Here is a 21,852-nt window from a genome sequence, read left to right on the forward strand (position 1 = left end):
TTCAGCTCACCGGCGGCGGCACGGCGGTTGCCAGATCGAGGCGGGCAAAGCCCGTCGACGAGTAGGTCGCGCCGTCCCTCGCCACCGAGATGGTGAACCGCACGGCAGCAGGCAGACGCCGTGGAGCGGACCAGCTCGCCGACCATGACGGGACTTTGGCCGAGGCGTCGAGATATTCGAACCTTACCGCGCTGACGCCGGCGATCAGCAGCACCGGTTGGCCTCCAGTCGATTTGGCGGCATCGCTGCCGCGTCGGATTTTCTGCACGATGGTCAGGTCACTTCCAAGCGAAACGGCGACCTCGCGCAAGGCTGAGGATTTGAAGCCGATGGCCTGAACGGCGTTGAACTCGATGCGCGCGCCGGTGCCGCTGAGATAAAGCACCATGTCGGGCGTCGACTGCGACAACGGCAGCGGCTCGGCGCTGCCGATCGCCGTTTCGAGAAACCGCGCCGCGGCATCGACCTCCATCTGCATCTCGGTCGTCTTCTGGATCCGCATCATGGTCCGCGCCTGTCCGAGAAAGACGATCATCAGCGCGGAGATCACGCCGATCATCGCCAGTCCGACCAGCACGTCGATCAGCGCGAAGCCTTCGACCGATGCCGATGATTTGGGGCGCCGGTCGGTCCCGAATATTTGCTTGAGAACACGCTGCCCGGATGGCCGGCCCCCACGACGCGCATGGGCTTGGACCAGCCGCCGGATCATTGCCGATCCTTCGCGGGCACGAAGGTCAGGAACGGCTGGCCGGCGCCGTTACTCCTGCCAATGACGACGGCAACCATCTTCGTCTTCGACACCACGATCGGGCGCGTCTGCAACTGCCAGCCGGATCGCCTGCTGTCCGTTCCGGCCTCGTACTCCGACAGCATGATGCGCGCGGCCCTCGCCGCTTCGATCTGCGCCTTGGCGATGGCGATGCTGCGGCTGGCCAGCACGATCGACTGGCTGGCAATGCCGAGCACCAGCGCCAGGATCGTCATGGCGACGATCATTTCCAGGATCGAAAACCCGTCTTCGGACGAAGGCTCTGTCACGGCAATCCCCGCCATGTCGGAAGTCCGGTCAGCCAGTTGACCGCAATGCGCGCGGTCCGCCCCTTTTGCTGCAGCGAAATATCCATGCCCGACGCGCTGCCGTCGGGCAGGAAGGTCAGCACCGTTTGCCGTCCGGCGACGACTGTCTCCTGGCCGGTAACGACCGTCAGTTTGACGTCATCCGGCAATGCGAAAACATCGCGCTCGCCAAAGCGAATGGTGCGGGCGCCGAGATCGACGAGGACCTCTCTCGGCCGCGCGGTGGCGATGGCCGATGTGCGCGACAGCCGCAGCCGCATGGTGATCTCGCCGGCCAGCGTCTCCAGGCTCTTGCTGCGGTAGTGGCTGACCAGCCCGGGCGCGGCGATAGCCGCCACGAGCGCCATGATCGCCAGCACCACCAGCATTTCGACCAGGGTGAATCCGGCTTCCGCCTGCTGGTCGGCTTTCGCGGCGGCGGCGGTCATTGCAGCGCCAGATCGTTGATCGAGAGGATCGTGGTCATCACCGAAATGACCAGGCTGCCGACGAGGAAGCCAAGCGAAATCGTCAGCGCCGGCGTCAGCAGCTTCAGCACCGTGTCGATCCGCCGCGTCAGCGTCAGCTGCAGCATTTTGGCGGCGCGATCCAGCACCACCGGCAGCGCGTTCGCCTCTTCGCCCAGCGACACCAGCGACATCGTCGCATGATCGAAAATCCCCGCCTTGACGACCGCGCCATGCAGGCGCGCGCCGTTGGCGACATTGTCCTCGATCGAGGCAAAGCTTGCCGCGAGCGAGCTTTGCCTCGACACATTGGCGGCGAGCCCAAGCGCCTCGGTCATCGCCACGCCATTGCCGAGCAGCAAGGCCAGCGTTTCAAGGTAGCGCGCGATGACGGCATCCCTGACCAGCGCGCCGATCAGCGGTATCTTCAACACCGCGTGCGAGAACTGTTTTCTGGCGCCGGCAGAGCGAGACAGCACGAGATAGGACAAAAGGCCGAGCACTGCCGCCAGCGGGAAGACGAAGGGGTAGTCGCGGAACACCGTGCCGAAGACCGACAGCATCTTCATGGTGAACGGCTTGGGCGCGGATGAGCCCTCGAAGATCGGCTCCAGCGCCGGCACCAGCACGGTCGCCAGAATGACCAGCGCCCCGCTCATCACCAGCAGCAGGAAGGCCGGATAGGCCAGTGCCTCGCCGATTGCCGCGCGGCGCTTGGCGGTGGCCTCGAACGTGTCGGCCAGCCGCTGGCAGATATAGGCCATCTTGCCGCTGCGCTCACCGCTGGCGAGAAGTGCCGCGACATCGGAGGTGATGCCCGGCAGGGCGGCAAAGGCCTCGGCGATCGGCCGCCCGCCCGTGGTGAGATCGAGCACCGATTGCAGCTGCTGGCGCCGTTGGCGGTTCGCCTCGCCGGCGATGACCGCGCCCAGGGCGCGGTCGACGGTGAAGCCGGCGTTGAGCAGCACCGACAGCTCGGAGAACAGCCGGCTGAGATCGACCTTGCGAGTAAAGGTCAACGCGGTTCGCCCCGGCAGGCGCAACTGCGGTCTGTCGCTGCTTACCGGGGCGAGGTGATAGGAACGGCGCCCTTGCTGGGCCAGCTTACGGGCGGCCTCCTGCTTGGTCGAGGCATCGAGGACGCCGCTCTCCGTGCTGCCGTCGACGAGATAGGCGCGATAGGCAAAGGCCGGCATCAGCCATCCCCCGCGAGATCGATGACGCGGCGGACCTCGTCCATCGTGGTAACCCCGGAGCGGGCAAGCGCTGTGGCATGGACCGACATCGGCACCAAATCGTCTTGCGCGGCTATGCGGCCGATCTCCATTTCGCCGGCGCCCTGGTCGATCAGTTCGGCAATGCGCGGCGACACCTGCAGCATTTCGTAGGTCACCGTGCGCCCGCTATAGCCCGAGCCATTGCAGGTGCGGCAGGGCGACCCGGCCTGCTCGAGGCCGTGGCAGGCCGGACAGACATGGCGCAGCAGCCGCTGCGCGATGACGCCGCGGATCGTCGCGCCCAGCAGGTAACCATCGATGCCCATGTCGCGCAGCCGTGTCAACGCGCCCGCCGCGCTGTTGGTGTGCAGCGTCGAGAACACCAGATGCCCGGTCAGCGCCGCCTGCACCGCGACCTGCGCCGTCTCGCGGTCGCGGATTTCGCCGAGCAGGATGATGTCGGGGTCCTGGCGCAGGATCGACCGCAGGGCCGCGGCAAAGTCGAGGTCGATCGCCGGATTGACCTGCAGCTGGGTGATCCCGGCCATGCGGTATTCCACCGGATCCTCGACGGTGAAAATCTTGACGTCGGGCCGCGACCGTTCGGCAAGGATCGAATAGAGCGTCGTCGTCTTGCCGCTGCCGGTCGGCCCGGTGACCAGCACGATGCCGTTGGCCGATTGCGACATGGAGCGGATCTTGGCTTGCGCGGCGCTGTCGAAGCCGAGCTTCTCCAGCTTCAGCTCGACCCCGGCGCGGTCGAGAATGCGCAGCACGATGGCTTCGCCATGGATGGACGGGATGACCGAGACGCGCAGGTCGATATCCCTGCCGCGCACGGCGATGCGCATGCGCCCGTCCTGCGGCAGGCGGCGCTCGGCAATGTTGAGCCGCGACAGGATTTTGATCCGCGTTGAGATGCCCGACAGCATCGCAATCGAGGCGGTGTCGACGGTGGACAGCATGCCGTCATGGCGGAAGCGGATGCGGACGTGATCCTCGAGCGGCTCAATGTGAATGTCGGTGGCCCTGGCATCGACCGCCTTGTGGATGGTCTCGGCGACGAAGCGCACGATGGGCGCCTCGCGGGCGAAATCCTTCAGCCGCTCGAGATCATCAGGACCGAAATCCATGATCTCGCCGGTAGCACCGCCATTGGAGACGGACGCCAGCGCCGATTGCTCGATGCGGTCGATGCATTCGGCAATCACGCGCCTTGGCAAGATCCGCAGCGAAACCGTCCGCTCGTAGTGGAAGGCAAGCGCGTCGATGGTGGCCGACGAGAACGGATCGGCGACGGCGACGACCAGCCGCTCGGCGTCCATCTGCAGCGGCAGGATGGCGTTTTCCTTGAGATAGGCGAGCGGCACCCCGGCCAGCATTTCGGCGCTGACCTGGTCGGGGACCTCCACCGGCGTCGGCGCTTCGAGATAGCGGCTGAGGCTGTTGGCAAGCTCCTGCTCGCCGATCAGCCCGAGTTCGGTCATCACCGTATCGAAGGGATGCCCGGATGTTCGCGACGCGCCGAGGGCGCGCTGGGCGGCATGCGCGGTCAGCACTTTCTCGCCTTCGAGAAAGGTGAGGAACGCCTCGATCCCCTTGGCCTGGACGGAAGCGTTCATACGCTCCACCTCGCAAGAGACTGCGCGGCTTCAGTGCCGAACAGCGCCTCGCAGCCACCGGCACTGGCGGCTGGCGGCAGTGCTGTGGCATCGCCGACCGGGCTGCGCGAGACGCGCGAGAACGACGATAGGCCTGCTTGGGATTTCTCGATGATGAAGCCGGCCTCGCCCGTAATGCCGGAACCGTCCCGCCTGACAACGATGTCAACCGTGTAGGCCGATACATCGCTCGCGCCCGCAACGACCGATGCGTTGGGGCCGCCGACGAGAACAGCGCGCAGCCGGCGCGGCGCCCGATCGGAGCTGACCGTGCCGCGCTTGGAGTTGACGGTGAAAATGCCCTGCAGGCTGCGCAGCGGGATTTGCGCAAGTGCAGAAAATTCCTGCAGCTCGGATACGGATTCGAACGGCGCCTGCTTGTCCTCGGGCGGCCCGACCGGGCTTCTGGCCTGGGGCAGGCCGGCGAACAATTTGGCGCTGTCGCGAAACCGGATCGCGGCCTTTGCCAGTTCGTCCGCCATCTGCTGGTCGAAACCGAGCGCAGCAAAGCCCAGCCCCAGCAGGCGGTCATCGGCGGCATTGAGATCGATCAGCCCGCCATGATCCTGGACGCGCAGGACAAAGCTGTATTTTCCCGACCGGCACGCGGCCGGCGTGGAATCCAGCGGCAGCTTTTCCGCGGGCTGGTCACTGGTCAATTCGCTCGCCACCAGATTGCCGAGACCCTCGGCAAGCAGCGACAGACGCTCCTGCTCCAGCTCGTTATTGGCAATCATCAGCCGCGTCCTGGCGGTGACGGCGAAGGGAACGACGATGGCCGAGACGATCAGCGTGAACACCAGCACCGCGACCAGCGAAAAGCCGGCGCTGGTGCTATCTGCGTCTATGGCCGGGAGAGCTTTGCGTTTTAAGAATACCCCTACCCTTGGCCCCTTCCCGCAAGGGGAAGCAGGGCAATCGCATATGGCGTTCCCCCACTCCGTCTCGGCTTCGCCGAGCCACCTCTCCCCCACATTCGTGGGGGAAGAGGAAATGCCAATCGCCGACATCGCTGCCTTGAAAGGCTTGGGTTTCCTCTCCCCCATGGACATGGGGGAGAGGTGGCCGCGCAGCGGACGGAGTGGGGGACTGGCACCACCAAATGCGATTGCCCTGCCTTTACTCTCAGCAAACATGCGCGCGCTCATAGTTCCGGCTCAGGTGGCGGCGGTGGCGGCGCTGGCGCTGGCGGCGGCGCCGGTAGCGGGTTCAGCCATGGCGGATGCAGCAGGATGCGCGCCACCTTGCCGTCCCGCTCCAGCACGGCCTGATCCTTGTCGATCGTCGAGACCGTCCAGCCATCGACAGTCTCGCCACTGGCATACCAGAGCGCTTCATCCTTGCCGGCGACGCGCAGCAGGGCTTTTCCCGCCCCGCCCTGAATGCTGATGCCCAGCAGCGATGGCGCGGCCACTGGCGCGACGTCCACCGGCGGAGGCGCCTGTTCGACGGGCGCCACTGCCACCTCCACCGGCAGCGGTGCTGGCGGCGGCGGCACGATTTTCCGCCGCATCGGCGTGAACAGCGGCCGCTGGAACGTCTCGTTGAAATCGCCGGACTCGGGGAACTGCAGCGCACCCGTCGCCGAAGCCGGGCCGCCATCATGGCCCTTGCTGGAGGCGATCGGCGAGATGTCGACCGGCGTGTTGTAGAGCGCGAAATTGATCAGGGCGAGAACCGCGAAACCTCCAGCAATCGCCAGGCTCGCAAACTTCCCGCTCATGGCTTGACCCCGCCTGGCGGGCCCGACGTTTGCAGCGGGCCGTAAAACAGGATCTCGGCAGACAGCTCGGGGTCGCCCATCCGTCCCGCGGCGGGGCTGACATCGGTGGTGCGCAGCGTCGCCTCGCGGATGAACAGCACCGGCAGCGAGGTCTCCAGGGCAAGCACGGCATTGTGGATGGCTTCCAGCTGCCCCGACAGATTGACCCGCAACCCGATGAAATCGACGCCGCCTTCGCTCAGCACCGGGGCGTTGCCGGCCGAGAGCACGCTGACGCCATTGGCGGCGGCGATGGCGTTCAGCCGCTTCTGCAGCCCGCCGCGAATCATCGCTTCGCTTTCGCCGGTGAGGAATTCGGGATTGGCCGCTTCCACCGGACTGGCGTCGCCGTCGAGGCGCTTGGCAAGGGCGGCCACATTTTGCAGCTGGCCGAGCAGCGCGCGCTTTTCCTCGATTCCGGCCCGCGCCGAAGCGACGCTGTCGAATGCCGCGAACACCAGCCAGGCGCACAGACACGCCGCCACCACTGCCAGCGCCAGCGCGATCAGGCGGCGGAGCGGCGGGCTGGTGTTGAGGATGGCGGAGAGCATCGTCAGAGCGCTCCGATCTTTGCCGAAATGGTGAAATGCTCCCCGTCCTGTCCGGGCACCTTGACCACGGGCGAGGCGAATTCAGGCGCCGAAAACAGCGGCGAGGCATCGATCGGCTGGATCAGTTCGGCGGCCGAGGTGGCAAAGCCGGTGATGGTGAGATCGTCGCCCCTGGCCGAGAGATCGGTGAGCCAGGCCGTGTCGGGAAGCAGATGCGTGAGTTCGGCCCAGACCCGCACCAGCGACGCCGTCGTCTTCTTCTCCCGGCGGATTTTCTCGACCCGCTCGATGCCGGCCCGGCGCTTCTGCAGCGACGCGCGCGCCGCCTTGGCCAACACCTGCGCATCGGCAATCTGCGCATCGAGTTCGCCATCGGCCTGCCATATCAGCCAATGCGCGTGGACGAAGGTGATGAGCAGGGCTGCTACCAGCGCCGAACAGGCCGCGATCCAGGTGCGGCGCTTGCGCCGGTCGCGCGCCGTCGGCGGCCAGATGGCGGCAAGGCTGAGCGGATCGGCGCGCAGCGTCTCGTCGGGCTGCGCCAGCGACAGGCTGCGCACCGAGCCGCCGGTGCGGCGCACCGCGTCCAGCACCGAGGCCAGCGTCTTGCCCTTGACGACATGGTAGGTGCTGTCCTGCCCGGCAGGCCTGGCCCCGGCATCCCTGGCAAACACGACATGCACCTGCGCCGGGTCGAGCGGCGTCGCGGCCAGCAGGTCGAGCTCGGCCATGTCGCGCGCCTGCCGAACCGGCAGAAGCCGCGGCGCCAGCTGCCTTGTCAGGAACAGGCCGGGCTGAATGACAATATCGAAGCGCGGCCGCCTGACGCGGCGCCCGCCCTGCAGCAGCGCCAGGATCTCGTCGGAAGAGGCGGTCAGCGCCAGCGGGATCGACTGGAACTCCGGCGCCCCGGCCTCGCGCACGCGAATGCCGTCATCGGCGAGGCCGACGATCCAGTCGCCCGTGGGCGCTTGCTTCTGCTTCGGCGAAAGCCGCGCCCCTCGCAGCTCCTCGAGCCACCAGTCCCGGAAATCCAGACATTGCGCGCCAAGTCCCGCCACGACCCACCCTGCCTCGGTTGATTCTAAGCCGAGGGCTTTCAGGCTGAGATTACAGGGGCTGGTGTGACGGGGATATCAGCGAAGGCGCGGAGGGCGGATTAGCCACAGCTTTTGTTGGGTGCCGGCGGCCGCCTGCGCGACGTGGTGCGGCGATCGGGACGACAACACGGAAAAGTCAGACATGCGTCGATCTTATGAAAAGCCTGCCGATGAATAAAGAACGGCATTTTACAAAAAGCTCTATTTCTCTCCGTCATTCAAAGTGTTGTATATTTCGTCATACATAAAATCAAAATTCCAACCTCTTTTTTCGAAATACCCCTCAACTACCTCAATGGCCCAGTCGCTTATCGACTCCTTGTCCATCCAGCGCCCTCTAAATACAGATCCCCAAAGCAAGAATAGTAAATCTCTATCATAGTCATACGCGCCACCGATTTTTTCAATAAGAAGTGTCAAGAAACTCCCATATACTTCTTTGTCTTCCTCATTCATTTCAATTTTTGCATTAAACCTCGATACATCAAACAGTATGGAGTATTTGGCTTTCTCATTTTCCGATAAATTTTGATCAAGCTTAGATATAACCTTCTCTACTAAAGCTCTTGCGACGCTCTCGACCTCAAAACGCTCCAAGATGTCCGCTATATCCATGATATCATTCTCGTCACCGTTCTAACGATGTTAGTACTTCACGCCGAGAGTATCCATAGCTGCTCTGCACGAAGAGCAGGGACCTTTGATTGATCCCGTGATTCCTGGCGCCGTCCGGCCGATAGAGGCGGTAGCCGCTGTGAGGTTCGAAGGATGCTCCCCAGCGTTCATTGCACTTGCAACGGCAGGAGGTTCGCCGCAACACCCATGCGTCACCGAGCGTTCGGATGCCGGCACGCCTGCCCACGCATCGTCCACGGCGGAATTTGTTGGCCTCCCAACCCCCAATTTCTTGGCTGCAGTAGTACTATAACCAACATATGTAGCCCCAGTTTCTGACGATACCACAACAGACACTGCTCCTTGCTTGACTCCAACTTGCTCGGCGGACAGCGCAAGTTTTGAAGCGGCTATCCTTGCTATCGTTAGCTCAGAAAGAGTTGTTACCGCTCTCGCAGGTAAGCCACCCGGTACGGCCGCGAAGACCTCGTCACGAGTTTCGACCTTTCCTGAAACGTCCAACGCGACCTGACGAGATATCTCGTCCGCAACTGGCTGACTCAAACGTTCGTACGCGTCTACGTCGCGATTGCTGAAGAAATTGGAATTACCTCGCGCTCTTCTTATGGCGTCGGCACGCGCGTCAAGTGCCTTCTGCGCCGCTCTATCCTTAGCGGCTTTGTCAGACGACGGCGTTGCGGCAACATGGCCGTTGTTGTCGGCATTATTAATAGGATCGTTCTGGGCGTAGGCGTACCTATTGGTGCCGACACCTTTCCTGGTCGGATCCCAATCGTCCGGTGAAATAAACCGTCCCAGCACCGGATCCATGTAGCGTGCATTGAGGTAGAGCAGCCCGGTCTCGGGATCGAAGCGCTCGCCGATATAGCCCTTCTGCGTCTGGAAACCGGTGTTGAGCTGCTCGCCATAGGTGGCGTAGTTGGTGGCCTCGACGATAGTACCCGACATGTCGGTGACATTGCGCACCGAGGCAAGGTGCTCGCGGTGCAGGAAGTATTTGGTCGCGTTCACCACCTTGATATCTGGATGGGGATAGCGGGTGTAGATTTCCGCGCCCGGTGTTGCCGGATCGATCTCGACGGACGCGTCGGGATAGAGGGTGGTGGCGAAGGATGAAGCTTTCTTCACCCGCGCGCCGTCCGGCCCATAGAACAACGAGACAGTATTGGACGCTCGCGTGACCGTCTTCAGCCTGTTGGCCTCGTCCCAGACCAGCGTGCGGCTGCCGTCGGAGGTGAGATTGCCGTTGGCGTCATAGGCCATGGCGTTGGCGCCGACCGTGACCGGCGCATGCGGACGCGCTGCGCTCGCCGCGGGATAGATGTACGTGCCGGCGACACGGGTGCGCGAGACCATATTGTCGTTGGCGGCATAGACGAAGGTTTCGTCCAGCGTGTTGTCGCCGAGATTGTCGGATGAGATCAATCGGTCGGCATTGTCATAGCCATAGGTCCAGCTGTCGGCAGCCGTCTGCCCTGTAGTGCCGGTGATGCGGCCGAGATTGTCCCTCGCATACTGATCGTCGAGCAGGATGGTGGCGCCCTTCGATGTCGTGACACGCGTCACCCAGCGCCGGGTCGGCGAATAGGCGAAGGTAGTCTTCACGCCGTTGGCGTAGGTGATCTCCCTCGTCTGACCATCGGCCTCGTAGAGCGTCGAGGTGATGAAGCCGGGGGCGGAGATCAGCCTGTTGCCGGCGCTGTATTGCAGCGGGGCAGCCAACGTGCCGAAGTCGAGCTGCACCGGCAGATATTGCGTCGCCAGCGTTTGCCCGGAGGCATCACGCACACTCGTCGTGGTATGCGTCAGCGTGCCGATGATGGCATCCTGACGCGCCACCTTGCCGAAGCCGTCATATTTGTAGGCTTGCGTGGCAGCCGGATTGGTCGAGGTTGTCAGCTGGCCGATATTGTAATAGCCGGCAGCCGCCTGATCATAACTGTTCTGCGTCTGCGTCACCGCACTGCCGCCGGGAGCCGTTGCCGTCTTCAGCGTCAGCCGGTCCATCTGGTCATAGCTGAGCGTGGTGACCGTGCCCCTGGCATCGGTCTGGCTGACCAGCCGGTTGGCGGCATCGTAGGTGTAAGACCATGTGCCGAGATCGGGATCGGACGCCGTCAACCGGTTGCCGGCCATGTCATAGGTGTAGCTCCAGGCCGAGCCTCCGGGATCGGTCACGCCGATCAGTCGGCCAAGCCTGTCGTAGTTGCGGCTTTCCATCAGGCCGAGACCCGTGGTGTCGCGGTAGAAGGCCACGACATCGCCACGTGCCCATGTGACCGTTGTGGTTTTGTGACCGAGTTCGTCAGTCAGCGTTGTACCCCACAGCCGCGGCGGAATGGTTTCGGCGGTGGCGAGGTAGGGCAGGTAGCTGCGTTGGCTTGAATCCGGATTGACCGTCAGAACCAATCGATCGGCCCAGTCATAGCTGTTGGTGGTCCACTGCGCGGCCTCGCCGACAAAACGCGGGAAGGCGGTGCGCAGGACATTGCCGCGAAGATCGTAGTCGGTCTCGGCAATGCGCCTGGCGCCGGCTGCTGTCTCTCCGGGTGTTTCGACACGATAGACCCGGCCGAGCCCGTCATAGTACGAGCGGGTAAAATCCTCGCTGGCGCCCCCACTCGCGCCATTGGACAGCGGCGTGTACTTCACCAGCGCCTGTGTCGCCGGATTGCCCTCATTCTCGAAGCGGATCTTGGCATAGGCGCCGGTCACGCTCTGCGAGACCTGATAGAGCCGGCAGAACGGATCGTAGGTGAAGGTTTTGACCAGGCCGTTGGGATCGGTCTTCGTCGCCAGCAGCCCGCACGTCGTGTTGTAGGTGGCGGTCGAGACGAAGCGCGTGTCTGCTGGTTGCCCGCCCGTGGCAAAAAACTTCGGCGCCCGCTCGGTTACGGGATAGAGATGATAGGTCGCGTCATAGTCCCACTCGGTCTTGTGACCGAGCGCATTGGTGGCGGAAATCTTGTTGCCATAAGCGTCGTAGGCGAAGACCTGATAGGTCGCTCTCGCCGGTGAGGAATAGATATCGGCATAATCCACCGACCAGGTCAGATTGCCCTTGGTCGGTGGAGTGGTGTTGTCGGCATGATTGTTGTCATAGAAGTCATAGTGGACACGAATGTAGGGGAGCGACGCATCGAAGCCTCCCTGGGCCGTCTGGGCGCGTGGCAATGACACGATGTATGCACTGGTGTTTGGCGCAAACCAATTTGCCGTCCACAACTCGTCGCCGCTGACATCCGTGCGACCATAATCCTTTACCTGTGCAAGATTGTTGTAAGCGTCGAAGACCCGCTCGACCCGCAAGGTGCGGCTGATGTTCTCGGTCAGCGTCGTATCCGTCGCCGTGTTCTGCACGGTGTAGGGTTTTGCCGTAGTGTTGACGACATAAGTCTCGGCCACCTGCTTGTGCACAGCGCCGGCGCCATCCTTCCACACCGTCAGTGATGGCAGGCCATAGCTCGCCAGATCTTGGCGGTAGGTGGTCTCGATCTTCGACGCCGCCGTCTCGCCATTGGCGAGCGGCCTGGTCTCAACGATCGAGGCAAAGCCCAGAAACTTGCGCGCCGCCGGATCGTATTTGCCGCCGGCATAGGCATAGGTGCTCACGGCCGTCTGGCCACGGCCGTCGCTCACCGAGAGCTTCGTCACCGCATGCACGACCTGCGGCAGGTAGTTGTTCACCCAGGTCGAGGACGGCGAATACTCCACCGCAACTGTCCCGCCGAGCTCCGTCACGATCTGCTTCAACAGGTTCGGATTGCCGGTGCCGGCGTTTGAGATGCGACCTCCGAAGTCAGGCAGTCCGTCGCCGTTGAAATCGCCGATGACCGTGCCTGCATTTATGCCTGTCGGCAACGTAAACTGAACTGGCGTCATCGCCGTCGAGGACGGCCGTAGCGAATACACTTTGACCGGACCTGAATACATCGGCGGCGGCGGCGTTAGCGGACTGTAGATGGCGATGACGTCCGTGCGTCCATCATTGTCGAAATCGCGTAGCGCGACGGACCCCACGGAAATCGATGATACCGAATAGCTTTTGAAGCCAACACCGGTGGACAACCATAGCCAGACGTTGCCGCCATTCCCGTCGTAGCGGAGCAAATCCGATGCCCCGTCCCCATTAAGGTCGGCCAAGGCGCAGGTTCCACTGCCAAAGTGATATTCTCTTGGACAACTAATCCCGAATGACGTTCCGCTGCGCTGCCATTTACCGTTCGAGAGTACGCCCTTCTGTACAGCGGGACCTGGTTTCCAAAAGAGTGGCTGCTGCCGGCCATTGCCGAGGAAATCGCCAACGCCGATGGGTACATCTTCGGAGTTGTTGACGTTCACCGTGTCGATGCCGTCCCCATCGGGATCGGCGACAAGGGAGATTTTATCAGGATTGGGGGCAGTAACGTTAGTGGGCACAGCATCGCAGACGGATTGGTAACCGGCAGGCGCTGTCGGTTTGCAGTACGAGTTGGTCATTGCCAACTGGCTGTCGGTCAGCAGGAGTGCACCCGTGGGCGCATATGCTATCGGGGTGCCTTGGTTGTTTCTGCCGGTGACCTTGTTATCATAGAGGAAAAAATCCATGGCATTCTTGGACGCCAAGAAGTGTCCTGACCCAGAAAAATCCCAGCCGTCATTAAAGTCAGAATTCGAATAAGATTCGTTGAGCAGGATTGTTTTCGTGTCTGTGCGGCTCCCATTTGTATCGAATTTGATAACTCGCTTGTAAGTCCTGGTTACAGTATAGGTTTCCCCACCGCTTCCACCGGTGCGTCTATCCTCCGACTCAGTATAAGCGCCAAAGACTTCGTCGCGTCCGTCAAAATTGAGATCGCCCACTTCGGTAGGCTGCTTGCCCGCGAGTTGCCCCCATATCAACGGCTGGCCATACATTCCTGGTGTGACCGATCCGTACACCCCATCGGTGTTCTGATAGGTCATCTGGCCAAGCACCTTCGCAGTGCCCCCGGTGATGGTGCCATCGGCGGTGCCGGTGGCATCGGTGCCGTAGCGCGTAACCACGGTCAGCCGAGAGGCGTTGGAGAACGGCGCCTGGTCATAGGTCAGCTTGTAGGCGCCGCGCACCGCACCTGAGACCGTAATGCCGATCGTCTTGATGCGCTGGCTGGTCTCGGAGATGTCACGGCCATTGCCCATCAGGATCAGGTCGGGCCGCGTCTCGTAGTAGAATTTCACCACGGTGCCGTTGTAGCTGACGGCGTCGGGATAGCAGACCGGACTTGCCGGACAGGTGTAGCTGTAGGTGACACTGTTGCCGTTCGTGTCGGTGACCGACGTCAACAGCCAGCGATAGCTCATCGCCAGATCATAGGCAGGTGTGCCGGCGGTTGGCGTCAGATTGGCAATCGCCGCCACGGAGCGGAAGGTTGAGACGGTGCCGTCGCGGTCGGTCACCTTCCATTCATTGGTGGTGCTGTTCAGTGCAATGCGGCGGTAGCTCTCATTCTCCGTCGCATGCGTGCCGCCTGTGGCGCAGGAGGGCGAGACCATGCCCGCAACGCAAGCCACCATCGCCTGGCCGTCGAGCAGATAGATGTCATTGGAGTCGTATGCTGGCATGCCATAGCCAGGCGTGGCCCGTTCGATGACATCGAAACCTTCGAGCCCCCAGGCATAGCCGAGCCAGCCCTGGTAGAGGCCACCGGTCTTGGTCTTGCGCGAAGAGTTGTAGTTCAGCGCAATCTGCGGCTCGATGCCATGGAAGCCCGGCACGTCGATGCCGATGTCATAACCCAGATTGCCGTTGCCGCCAGCCTTGGGCAGATCCACCTTCGGCGTGCCGATAACTTCGGGATCGCCACTGTCGGTTGCCGTGGCCGCTTCCACTGCCGCCGCTGCCGCGGCAGATTCCTCCGGCGCTGCTTCCGTATCGGCCTTCTTCTCTGTGGCCTTGCCCTTCGCATCGGTCGTTTTGGCATCGGCAGCCTTGGCGTCGCTCGCATCATCAGCCTTGGCGTCCGCCGGCTTGGCGCCGACCTTGGCCGCCGCATCGGGACTGCCGGTCGCCCCGTCACCCGTCGCGCCTGCGGCCGGTTGCTTCGTCGAAGAGCCGCCGCCTAGTGCGGCGCCGCCATTGCCAAGGCCGCCACTGGCTGGCGCCTCGGGCGAGGCGCTTTGCGCGTTCTGCGCAAACGCCCCGATCCCTGCGCCATCCCTAATATAAGAAACGAAAGATATATCCGCGCCGAAGACGCCAGCGGCAAGCATAGCCGCGCCCAAAAGCAACCGCTTCATTGAATCCCCCGAGCCAGTTGCTGGACGCTACTCCGGCTTGACTTGGTTTATACGACGACAACCCGTCACAACCCAGATATCCACAGCTTTATTTTGCACGCATGGGTTGCGCACAGAGCGCCAGGCGCCCCTCGCCTGCCGGAACAGGTTCAGCATATCGGGAACGTCGAGGCTCTTGCGCTGGTCGCCGGCAATATCGAACACGATGGGCCTTCGTGCAGCATGACGGTACGCGGGCCGTGGTCAAGCGCGTCGCGCATCGAATGCGTCACCATCAGCGCCGTCAGTCTCTGCTCCTCGACGATATTGCGCGTGAGATCGAGCATGAAGGCCGCCATGCGCGGATCAAGTGCGGCGGTGTGTTCGTCCAGGAGCAGTATCTTGATACCGGTCAGCGTCGACATCAGCAGGCTGACCGCCTGGCGTTGGCCGCCCGGCTTCGACGATGACGCTCAGGTCGCGTCGGATCGTTATCGGTCGAAGAAACCGGCGTCCTCTTCCGCCAGGTATTTCTTCGCTGCCTTGGCGTCGATGTCGAGGCCGAGTCCCGGAGCTTCGAGCAGGTCCACCATACTTTCCCTGACGATCTGCCCCTTGGGCAGGCCGATGACGATGTCCTCCCACCACGGGTCGGAGGCGCTGGGATATTCGAAGGCGATGTAGTTGGCCGGCAGCGTGGCGCAGACATTGATCAGCGCACCGAGGCCCAGCAGACCGTTCGCCGTGCCGTGCGGCGCCATCATGATCGAGTGCATGTATGCGTGCTCGGCCACCCATTTGAGCTCGGCGATGCCGCCGATGTCGGCGGGATCCGGACCGATGACGCGAACCGCCTGCGTCTCGATCAGTTCCTTGAAGTTATGGCGCAGGTAGATCTGCTCGCCGGTGTGGATGGGGGTGGACGTCGATGTCGTGAGTTCGCGGTAGGCCTGCGGATTGACCCATGGCACGTAGTCGCCGGTCAGCATGTCCTCCAGCCACATCAGATTGTATTTTTCCACCGCCTGAGCGAAGCGGATGGCGTCCGGCAGGAACCACCCGGGGCCGCAATCCAACGCCAGCGAGACCTTGTCGCCGAGCACATCCTTCATGGCGATGACGCATTCGATCATATGCGCCATGCCGCGCTCGCTGATCTGCCCCTGGTCCATCGCGCCGTGATAGGTCGGCGGCTGACGCACGCCGTAGTGGAAGTCGGGGACGCTGGTCTTCATGTTGGAATGAAAGCTGATGCCTTGCTTGACCATGAAGAAACCTTCCGGCCGCTCCATCATCCATTTGACGTCGGCCGCGTAATCCTCCGGCCTGTCGCCGGTGCGCTTCTTGCGGATGGAACCGTTATAGACCCGCACCTTGTCGCGCACCTTGCCGCCGAGCAGCTTGTAGACCGGAACGCCTGCCGCCTTGCCGGCGATGTCCCACAGAGCATGCTCGATAGCGCTGACGGCGGCGCCGTAGGGCTTGAACGAGCCGCGCTGGCGGATTTTCAACATCACGCGTTCGACATCGGTCGGGTCCTCGCCGATCAGCGCGTCGCGGAAATGCAGCACCCAGGGTTTCAGATAAGGCTTGGTGTACTCGACCTCGCCGAGGCCATGGAGGCCTTCGTCGGTGACGATGCGCACGATGGGGTGCCTGCCGATGACGGCGCACCTGAGATCGGTGATCTTCATGATGTCCTCTATTTCACCGACGAGAAGGCGGTTGGCGCGAGAAACTGGCTGGAAATATTGGCTAGGATCGGGCCATCGCGCTCGGACTCGTCGCGGGCCTTGAGCCATGCCGGATCGGTGGTGAAGGCCTTCCATCTCACTTCGCGCTCGGCAAGGGATTCCCAGGCGACGAAATAGATCAGTCGATTGCTGTTTTCGCCGACCACCGTGGTGAAGAACCCGGCCTGGCGGATGCCGTGTCTATCCCACAGCGCCAAGGTATGGTCGTTGAAACGCTTGAGCAGCGCCGGCAGCCGGCCCGGCACGCAGTCGTAAATGCGAAGTTCGTAGATCATGGTCCATCCTTCTGTTCACCTCTCCCTCCGAGGAGAGAAGTGTAGAGTCAGCTCCAGGTGCGGTCCCAGGAGTATTCGTCGTCCCAGTGATCGGTCGGTTGCCAGATGCCGGTGACGCCGGGCTGCAGGTGCTGGCTGATCACTTCGTCGACGATGTCGTCGATGCCCAGACCAGGCTTGTCGGGCACGGTGATGAAGCCGTCCTTGACCAGCGGCTTGGGCAGGCCGGTGACGATATCGTCCCACCAGTCGACTTCGACGCTGTGATATTCGAGCGCCATGAAGTTTTCCGTCGCCACCGCGACATGCGCGGCGGCCATTGCCGCGATCGGGCTTTCCGCCATGTGAATGGCCATGGCGACGCCATGCTCCTGCGCCGCGTCGCCGATCTTCTTGGTCTCGAGAATGCCGCCGGTGGTCAGCAGATCCGGATGGATGACCGAGATGCCGGCGTTGAGCAGCGGCTCGAAGCCTTCCTTGAGGTAGATGTCCTCACCCGTGCAGATCGGCACCGAGGTCGCCTGCTGCAACTGCCGATACTGCTCGGTGTACTGCCAGGGGATCACGTCCTCGAGCCAGGCCGGTGCGTATTTCTCGATCCGCCGGGCCAGACGGATGCCGTCCTGCAGCGAGATGTGGCCGACATGGTCGATGGCGAGCGGAACCTCGTAGCCGATCACCTCGCGGACCTCGTGGATATATTGGTCGAGCAGGTCGATGCCCTTTTCGGTGAAGTGGAGGCCGGTGAAGGGATGCGGCACGTTTTGCGCGTCATAGGCGGCATTACGCGCCCGGCGCTCGTCCAGCGTGCGTGCCGGACCGCGCGCGGCATGGCTGCGGAAACCGTCGAGCACGCCGGCCGGCGCCACCACTGCGCCCGATATGTGCGAAATCTGCGCCAGACCGAGATCCATCTTGAGGAAGGTGAAACCGAGATCCATCCGCGCCTTGAGCCGCTTTCCGGTCTCGGTGCCGCTGGGCTTGTCCGCGTCGGTGTCGCAATAGACACGCACCTTGTCGCGAAACCGTCCTCCCAGCATCTGGTAGATCGGCACGCCATACGCCTTGCCGGCGAGGTCCCAAAGCGCGATCTCGATTGCCGAGACACCGCCACCTTGCCGCCCATGGCCGCCAAATTGTTTGATGCGGCGGAACAGCCGGTCGACGTCGCAAGGGTTCTCGCCCAGCAACCGGCTCTTCAGCATCAGCGCATAGGTCGCGCTGGCGCCGTCGCGCACTTCGCCCAGGCCGACAATGCCCTGGTTGGTGTAGATCTTGACCAGCGCGGAGGTGAACGGCGCGCCGACGATCTCGGCAACGCGCAGGTCGGTGATGCGCAGGTCGCTCGGCCTGGAGTTCGTATTTACCCGATTGAGCGCCTCGCCGGCGCTACCCGTCTTTGCCATGGCTTATCCTCGTTCTGATTGGTGGCGCCCCGCACCCCCGGCCTGCATAAGCGTTGCTAGCCAAGCTCTATCTCGTGGGCCTGCAGGTAGTCTCGGTTCATCTCGACACCGAGACCCGGCTTCGACGCCAGCTTGAGGCTGCCGTTCGAGACATCGAGTGGCTCGTCGATGAGGTGATTATATTTGTCCAGGTTCCACTCCGACGTTTCGAGCTTGTAGAAGTTGGGAACCGTCATCATCACCTGCGCTCCCGCAACCACATTGATCGGTCCCGCGGCGTCATGGGGCGAGACCGGGATGTAGTAGGCTTCGCACAGGGCGGAAATCTTCTTCAGTTCGGTAATGCCGCCGGTCCAGGTAACGTCCGGCATGATGTAGTCCGCAAGCCTGTTCTCGAGCACCGGCACGAAATCCCATTTGGTGTGGCCGCGCTCGCCCCACGAGATGGCGGCACTGACCTTCTCACGCACTTGCTTGAGAGCATTGAGGCTTTCTGGCGGGCATGGCTCCTCGAACCAGTCGATCTGGCCGGCTTCCTCGAGGCTTCGGCAGAGGCGAATGGCGGTGGGCACATCGAAGCGGCCATGCGCGTCGATGAGAATGTCGACATCGGGCCCCGCCGTTTCACGGATCAAAGCCGTTAGTTCGGCAGCCTCGCGCTCGTCCTTGCGGGTCATGCTGCCATCGAGGTAGCCGTCCCGCTGTTCGCGCGCCAAGCCATCGGCGATGCGGCCCTGGTGGGGGAAAGGATCGAACTTCAGCCCGGTGTGTCCGGATTCGACGATGTCTCGAATTTCGCGGACCACAGCCTCCTTGCTGGTAAACTTGGCCTGGTTGGGATGGGTATAGAGCGCGATTTCATCGCGCACCGGTCCGCCCAGCAGCTCGTAGATCGGCTTGCCTAGAACTTTGCCGCGAATGTCCCAGAGCGCTATGTCGATAGCGCTCACGCATTCGACTGCGGCGCCGCGGCTGCCCATATAGGTGAAGCTGCGGAAAATCTTGTGCCAGAGATGCTCGATGCGCGCCGGATCCTCGCCTGTGACGGCAACACCGATCTGCCGCAGGATCGTGCAGAGCGCGCGGTTGGCGAGCCTTGTGGTGGTGGTGATTTCCCCCCAGCCACTCACCCCTTCGTCGGTCGTCACCTCGACGAACAGGAACTCTCCCCAATAGGAAGCATCGGACTTGATCAGCCACGGCCGAACGCTCGTGATTTTCATCTCTCAACTACCTCTGTCTGATGGCTGGACCAATGATGTTCTGGGCTGGAATTCTATCCGGCCCGAGCGGCATTGCGCGCACGCATCTGTTCGAGAACGTGCCGGCCGGAGCCCTCGACATGGCGGGCAATGAGTTCGGCGGCCTCGTCGGCATTTCCCGCTTTGATATGCGCGATGAGCTCGCGGTGTTCACGCATGATGGCGGCCCGCCGCGCGAGCGTGAAATTGAAACGGCGGCTCACGGCCCGCAGCACTTCGCGATGCTTCCACCAAAGCTCGGCGGCATGGCGGTTGTAGTGACGCTGGTACATTACGGTGTGGAAGGCGGTATCCAGTTCACTGTGCCGCAATGTGTCGGTGAAGTTGTTCTCTTCGATCAGAGCCTGGATGCGTTCGAGTTCGGCGATGTCCTCGCTGGTCGCCATGTTCACGAACCATCGCGTCAGGGCCGGCTCGATTAGGACTCCGATCTCGTAGATATCCCGGACAAAATCCTGGTCTATGGGCCGGACGCGCGCGCCACGGTTGGCGACAAAGGTGACGAAGCCCTCCCCTCGCAACAGCTGCAGCGCCTCGCGTACGGGGTTGGTCGAGGTGCCGTGACGGCGGGCGAGATCGGTGACCACAAGCCGTTCGTTGGCGGCGAGCCGTCCCTCGATGATGTCTTCCCGGATCAGCTCATAAAGCGAGGCGCCCTCGCTGGACGCCCCGATGGGATCAATCCCCACGGGTGGCTCTGCTTTGAAATCACTTGTTTCGGCCAAAGCCGGCTCCCCCGATTAGTACATCGCATGCTCGATATCATACACGCGCTTTGCAAACAATGTACGATCGGGTGCGTTGACAGGCAATCCACGATCTGAAAACGTACCAGATGATCGAAGGGATACATTGAGCAGAAGGACGCATCCCGCACGGTCGGACGAGCCCCTTGGCGCACAGCGGCATGGGAGAATCTGGGAGGATACTATGACGAGGATTACACTCGGCGGTGCCGTCCTGCGCGGCACTGTCGCCACTGCTTTGATGGCGTCGCTCATGTCGGGATCGGCGCTGGGTTCGCCGCCAGTCGATTTGAGCAAGTGGTCGCCGGAATATGTGCGCTCCATCGCCGGCACACAGGATTTCGACACGGCCGCCGATTGCGGCAAGGTCACTCCGCTCGACTACAAGGGGCGACTGACGTTCTGGTATCAGGGCGTGTTCGAGGGCGACCCCGACCTGCTGCGTCAGTACTACAAGGATTTCTTCGAGACCTTCCGCAAGACCTATCCGAACATCCAGCTCGAGGATCAGGCCCTCACCTACAACGACCTTCTCGACAAGTTCCGCACGGCGCTGCTGGGCAATGCCGCGCCGATGGCGGTCCGCCTGCAAATCCTGGGCGGAACCGAGTTCGCCTCGAAGGGTTATCTGCAGCCGCTCAAGCCGGAAGATGTGGGCTATCCCACAGAGGATTTCTGGCCCGGCGCCATGAAGGCGGTAACCTGGGATGGCGTGACCTACGGCATTCCCACCAACAATGAGACGATGGCGTTCATCTGGAACGCCGACATTTTCAAGCGTGCGGGCCTCGATCCGGACAAGGCTCCAGCTACCTGGGACGACGTCGTCAAATATTCCAAGCAGATCCATGACAAGCTCGGCATAGCCGGCTACGGCCTCGTGGCGCGCAAGAACGCCGGCAACACGCCGTACCGCTTCATGCCGCAACTATGGGCCTATGGCGGCGGTGTCTTCGACGAAGCCTCCGCGAACCCGACCTATAAGGAGGTCGAGCTCAATAGCCCGCAGAGCAAGGCGGCATTGCAAGCCTCCTACGACATGTATGTTCGCGACAAGTCGGTTCCGGTCTCGGCCCTCACCAACCAGCAGGCCGATAACCAGCCCCTGTTCGTCGCCGGCCAACTCGGCATGATGGTCTCGCACCCGTCCGACTATAACGTCATGCTCGACCTGCAGAAGAAGGCAACGGGCGCCGACAAGGACAAGGCGCAGACCGTCATCGACAACATGCGCTATGGCCTGATTCCGACCGGCCCCGACGGCAAGCGCGCCGTCGTGTTTGGCGGCTCGAACATTCACATCCTGAAGCCCGAATATGTCGAGGGCGGCAAGGTGGACGAGCCGGCTGCAAAGGCCATCATCTGTATGTGGACGAGCCCTGAATGGTCGTTGAAGATGGCGTATGCCGGCTCGAACCCGGGCAACCTCAACGGCTTCAAGACCAAATGGATGAAGGAACGTCTGGACAACATCAAGTTCCTCGATGTCACGACCTCGATGTTGCCATACGGCATTCCGTTCCCGGCGCTGCCGCAATCCCCCGAGATCATGAATATCATCGTCCCGGACATGCTGCAGAACGCCCTGACCGGAGCGATGACCGTCGACCAGGCAGCGGATGACGCGGCCGAGAAGGTGAAGAACCTGATGGACGGACTCTAGTCCGGGCCTGACCTGCGATCCGACCGGCTGTGCCGATACTGCGTGCAGCCGGTTTG

General features: G+C 62.5%; 17 protein-coding genes and 1 pseudogene. 1 reads left to right on the plus strand and 17 read right to left on the minus strand.

Going from position 1 to position 21,852, the window contains the following annotated elements; genetic code table 11:
• Position 1: 1 nt before the first annotated feature.
• The 17 genes and pseudogenes from ACYG9V_RS25400 to ACYG9V_RS25480 all read right to left on the minus strand — a co-directional run bounded on the left by ACYG9V_RS25400 (position 2) and on the right by ACYG9V_RS25480 (position 20,112).
• On the minus strand, positions 2-712 hold the full coding sequence (locus tag ACYG9V_RS25400) for a type II secretion system protein GspJ (protein WP_023687882.1): 711 nt from the start codon (positions 710-712) through the stop codon (positions 2-4).
• Positions 709-1,041 carry a PulJ/GspJ family protein gene (locus ACYG9V_RS25405; RefSeq protein ID WP_245260247.1) on the minus strand — a complete coding sequence of 111 codons (333 nt, stop codon included), beginning with the start codon at positions 1,039-1,041 and terminating at the stop codon, positions 709-711. The genes ACYG9V_RS25400 and ACYG9V_RS25405 overlap by 4 nt, the downstream gene beginning before the upstream one ends.
• The gene (locus ACYG9V_RS25410) at positions 1,038-1,508 is read right to left on the minus strand and encodes a prepilin-type N-terminal cleavage/methylation domain-containing protein (RefSeq protein ID WP_352497925.1); all 471 of its coding nucleotides are present in this window, start codon (positions 1,506-1,508) and stop codon (positions 1,038-1,040) included. Before ACYG9V_RS25410 ends, ACYG9V_RS25405 begins: the two co-directional genes overlap by 4 nt.
• Positions 1,505-2,722: a type II secretion system F family protein gene (locus ACYG9V_RS25415; RefSeq protein WP_352763167.1), complete on the minus strand. Its 1,218-nt coding sequence runs from the start codon at positions 2,720-2,722 to the stop codon at positions 1,505-1,507. The genes ACYG9V_RS25410 and ACYG9V_RS25415 overlap by 4 nt, the downstream gene beginning before the upstream one ends.
• Positions 2,722-4,365, minus strand: coding sequence for a GspE/PulE family protein (locus tag ACYG9V_RS25420; protein ID WP_352763170.1), 1,644 nt, complete (start codon positions 4,363-4,365; stop codon positions 2,722-2,724). The genes ACYG9V_RS25415 and ACYG9V_RS25420 overlap by 1 nt, the downstream gene beginning before the upstream one ends.
• Entirely contained in the window at positions 4,362-5,552 is a 1,191-nt protein-coding gene (locus ACYG9V_RS25425) for a hypothetical protein (RefSeq protein WP_352763172.1), read from the minus strand. Before ACYG9V_RS25425 ends, ACYG9V_RS25420 begins: the two co-directional genes overlap by 4 nt.
• Positions 5,549-6,127 carry a hypothetical protein gene (locus ACYG9V_RS25430; protein ID WP_352763174.1) on the minus strand — a complete coding sequence of 193 codons (579 nt, stop codon included), beginning with the start codon at positions 6,125-6,127 and terminating at the stop codon, positions 5,549-5,551. The genes ACYG9V_RS25425 and ACYG9V_RS25430 overlap by 4 nt, the downstream gene beginning before the upstream one ends.
• Positions 6,124-6,717, minus strand: coding sequence for a type II secretion system protein GspM (gspM, locus tag ACYG9V_RS25435; RefSeq protein WP_352597061.1), 594 nt, complete (start codon positions 6,715-6,717; stop codon positions 6,124-6,126). Before gspM ends, ACYG9V_RS25430 begins: the two co-directional genes overlap by 4 nt.
• A gap of 2 nt (positions 6,718-6,719) precedes the next feature.
• On the minus strand, positions 6,720-7,778 hold the full coding sequence (locus ACYG9V_RS25440) for a PilN domain-containing protein (protein WP_352763176.1): 1,059 nt from the start codon (positions 7,776-7,778) through the stop codon (positions 6,720-6,722).
• Positions 7,779-8,018: 240 nt separating this feature from the next.
• Positions 8,019-8,432: a hypothetical protein gene (locus ACYG9V_RS25445; protein ID WP_352763179.1), complete on the minus strand. Its 414-nt coding sequence runs from the start codon at positions 8,430-8,432 to the stop codon at positions 8,019-8,021.
• 30 nt (positions 8,433-8,462) lie between these two features.
• Positions 8,463-14,711 carry an RHS repeat-associated core domain-containing protein gene (locus ACYG9V_RS25450; RefSeq protein ID WP_352763181.1) on the minus strand — a complete coding sequence of 2,083 codons (6,249 nt, stop codon included), beginning with the start codon at positions 14,709-14,711 and terminating at the stop codon, positions 8,463-8,465.
• Positions 14,712-14,837: 126 nt separating this feature from the next.
• A pseudogene (locus tag ACYG9V_RS25455) lies at positions 14,838-15,145 on the minus strand (ATP-binding cassette domain-containing protein); the annotation flags it as partial.
• Between the two features lie 36 nt (positions 15,146-15,181).
• A complete protein-coding gene (locus ACYG9V_RS25460; RefSeq protein ID WP_023739520.1) occupies positions 15,182-16,384 on the minus strand; it encodes a mandelate racemase/muconate lactonizing enzyme family protein in 1,203 nt (400 codons plus the stop codon).
• 8 nt (positions 16,385-16,392) lie between these two features.
• Entirely contained in the window at positions 16,393-16,719 is a 327-nt protein-coding gene (locus ACYG9V_RS25465; protein WP_023704650.1) for an NIPSNAP family protein, read from the minus strand.
• Between the two features lie 47 nt (positions 16,720-16,766).
• A complete protein-coding gene (locus tag ACYG9V_RS25470) occupies positions 16,767-18,125 on the minus strand; it encodes a mandelate racemase/muconate lactonizing enzyme family protein (protein WP_023704649.1) in 1,359 nt (452 codons plus the stop codon).
• Positions 18,126-18,181: 56 nt separating this feature from the next.
• Positions 18,182-19,348 carry a mandelate racemase/muconate lactonizing enzyme family protein gene (locus ACYG9V_RS25475; RefSeq protein ID WP_023681194.1) on the minus strand — a complete coding sequence of 389 codons (1,167 nt, stop codon included), beginning with the start codon at positions 19,346-19,348 and terminating at the stop codon, positions 18,182-18,184.
• 53 nt (positions 19,349-19,401) lie between these two features.
• Complete coding sequence (locus ACYG9V_RS25480) at positions 19,402-20,112, minus strand: GntR family transcriptional regulator (protein ID WP_027048643.1); 711 nt, start codon at positions 20,110-20,112, stop codon at positions 19,402-19,404.
• 205 nt (positions 20,113-20,317) lie between these two features.
• On the opposite strand from ACYG9V_RS25480, the gene ACYG9V_RS25485 reads away from it, so the two are divergent.
• Complete coding sequence (locus tag ACYG9V_RS25485) at positions 20,318-21,796, plus strand: ABC transporter substrate-binding protein (protein ID WP_023668101.1); 1,479 nt, start codon at positions 20,318-20,320, stop codon at positions 21,794-21,796.
• The last annotated feature ends 56 nt before the right edge of the window (positions 21,797-21,852 follow it).

The organism is Mesorhizobium sp. W016, assembly GCF_054719485.1.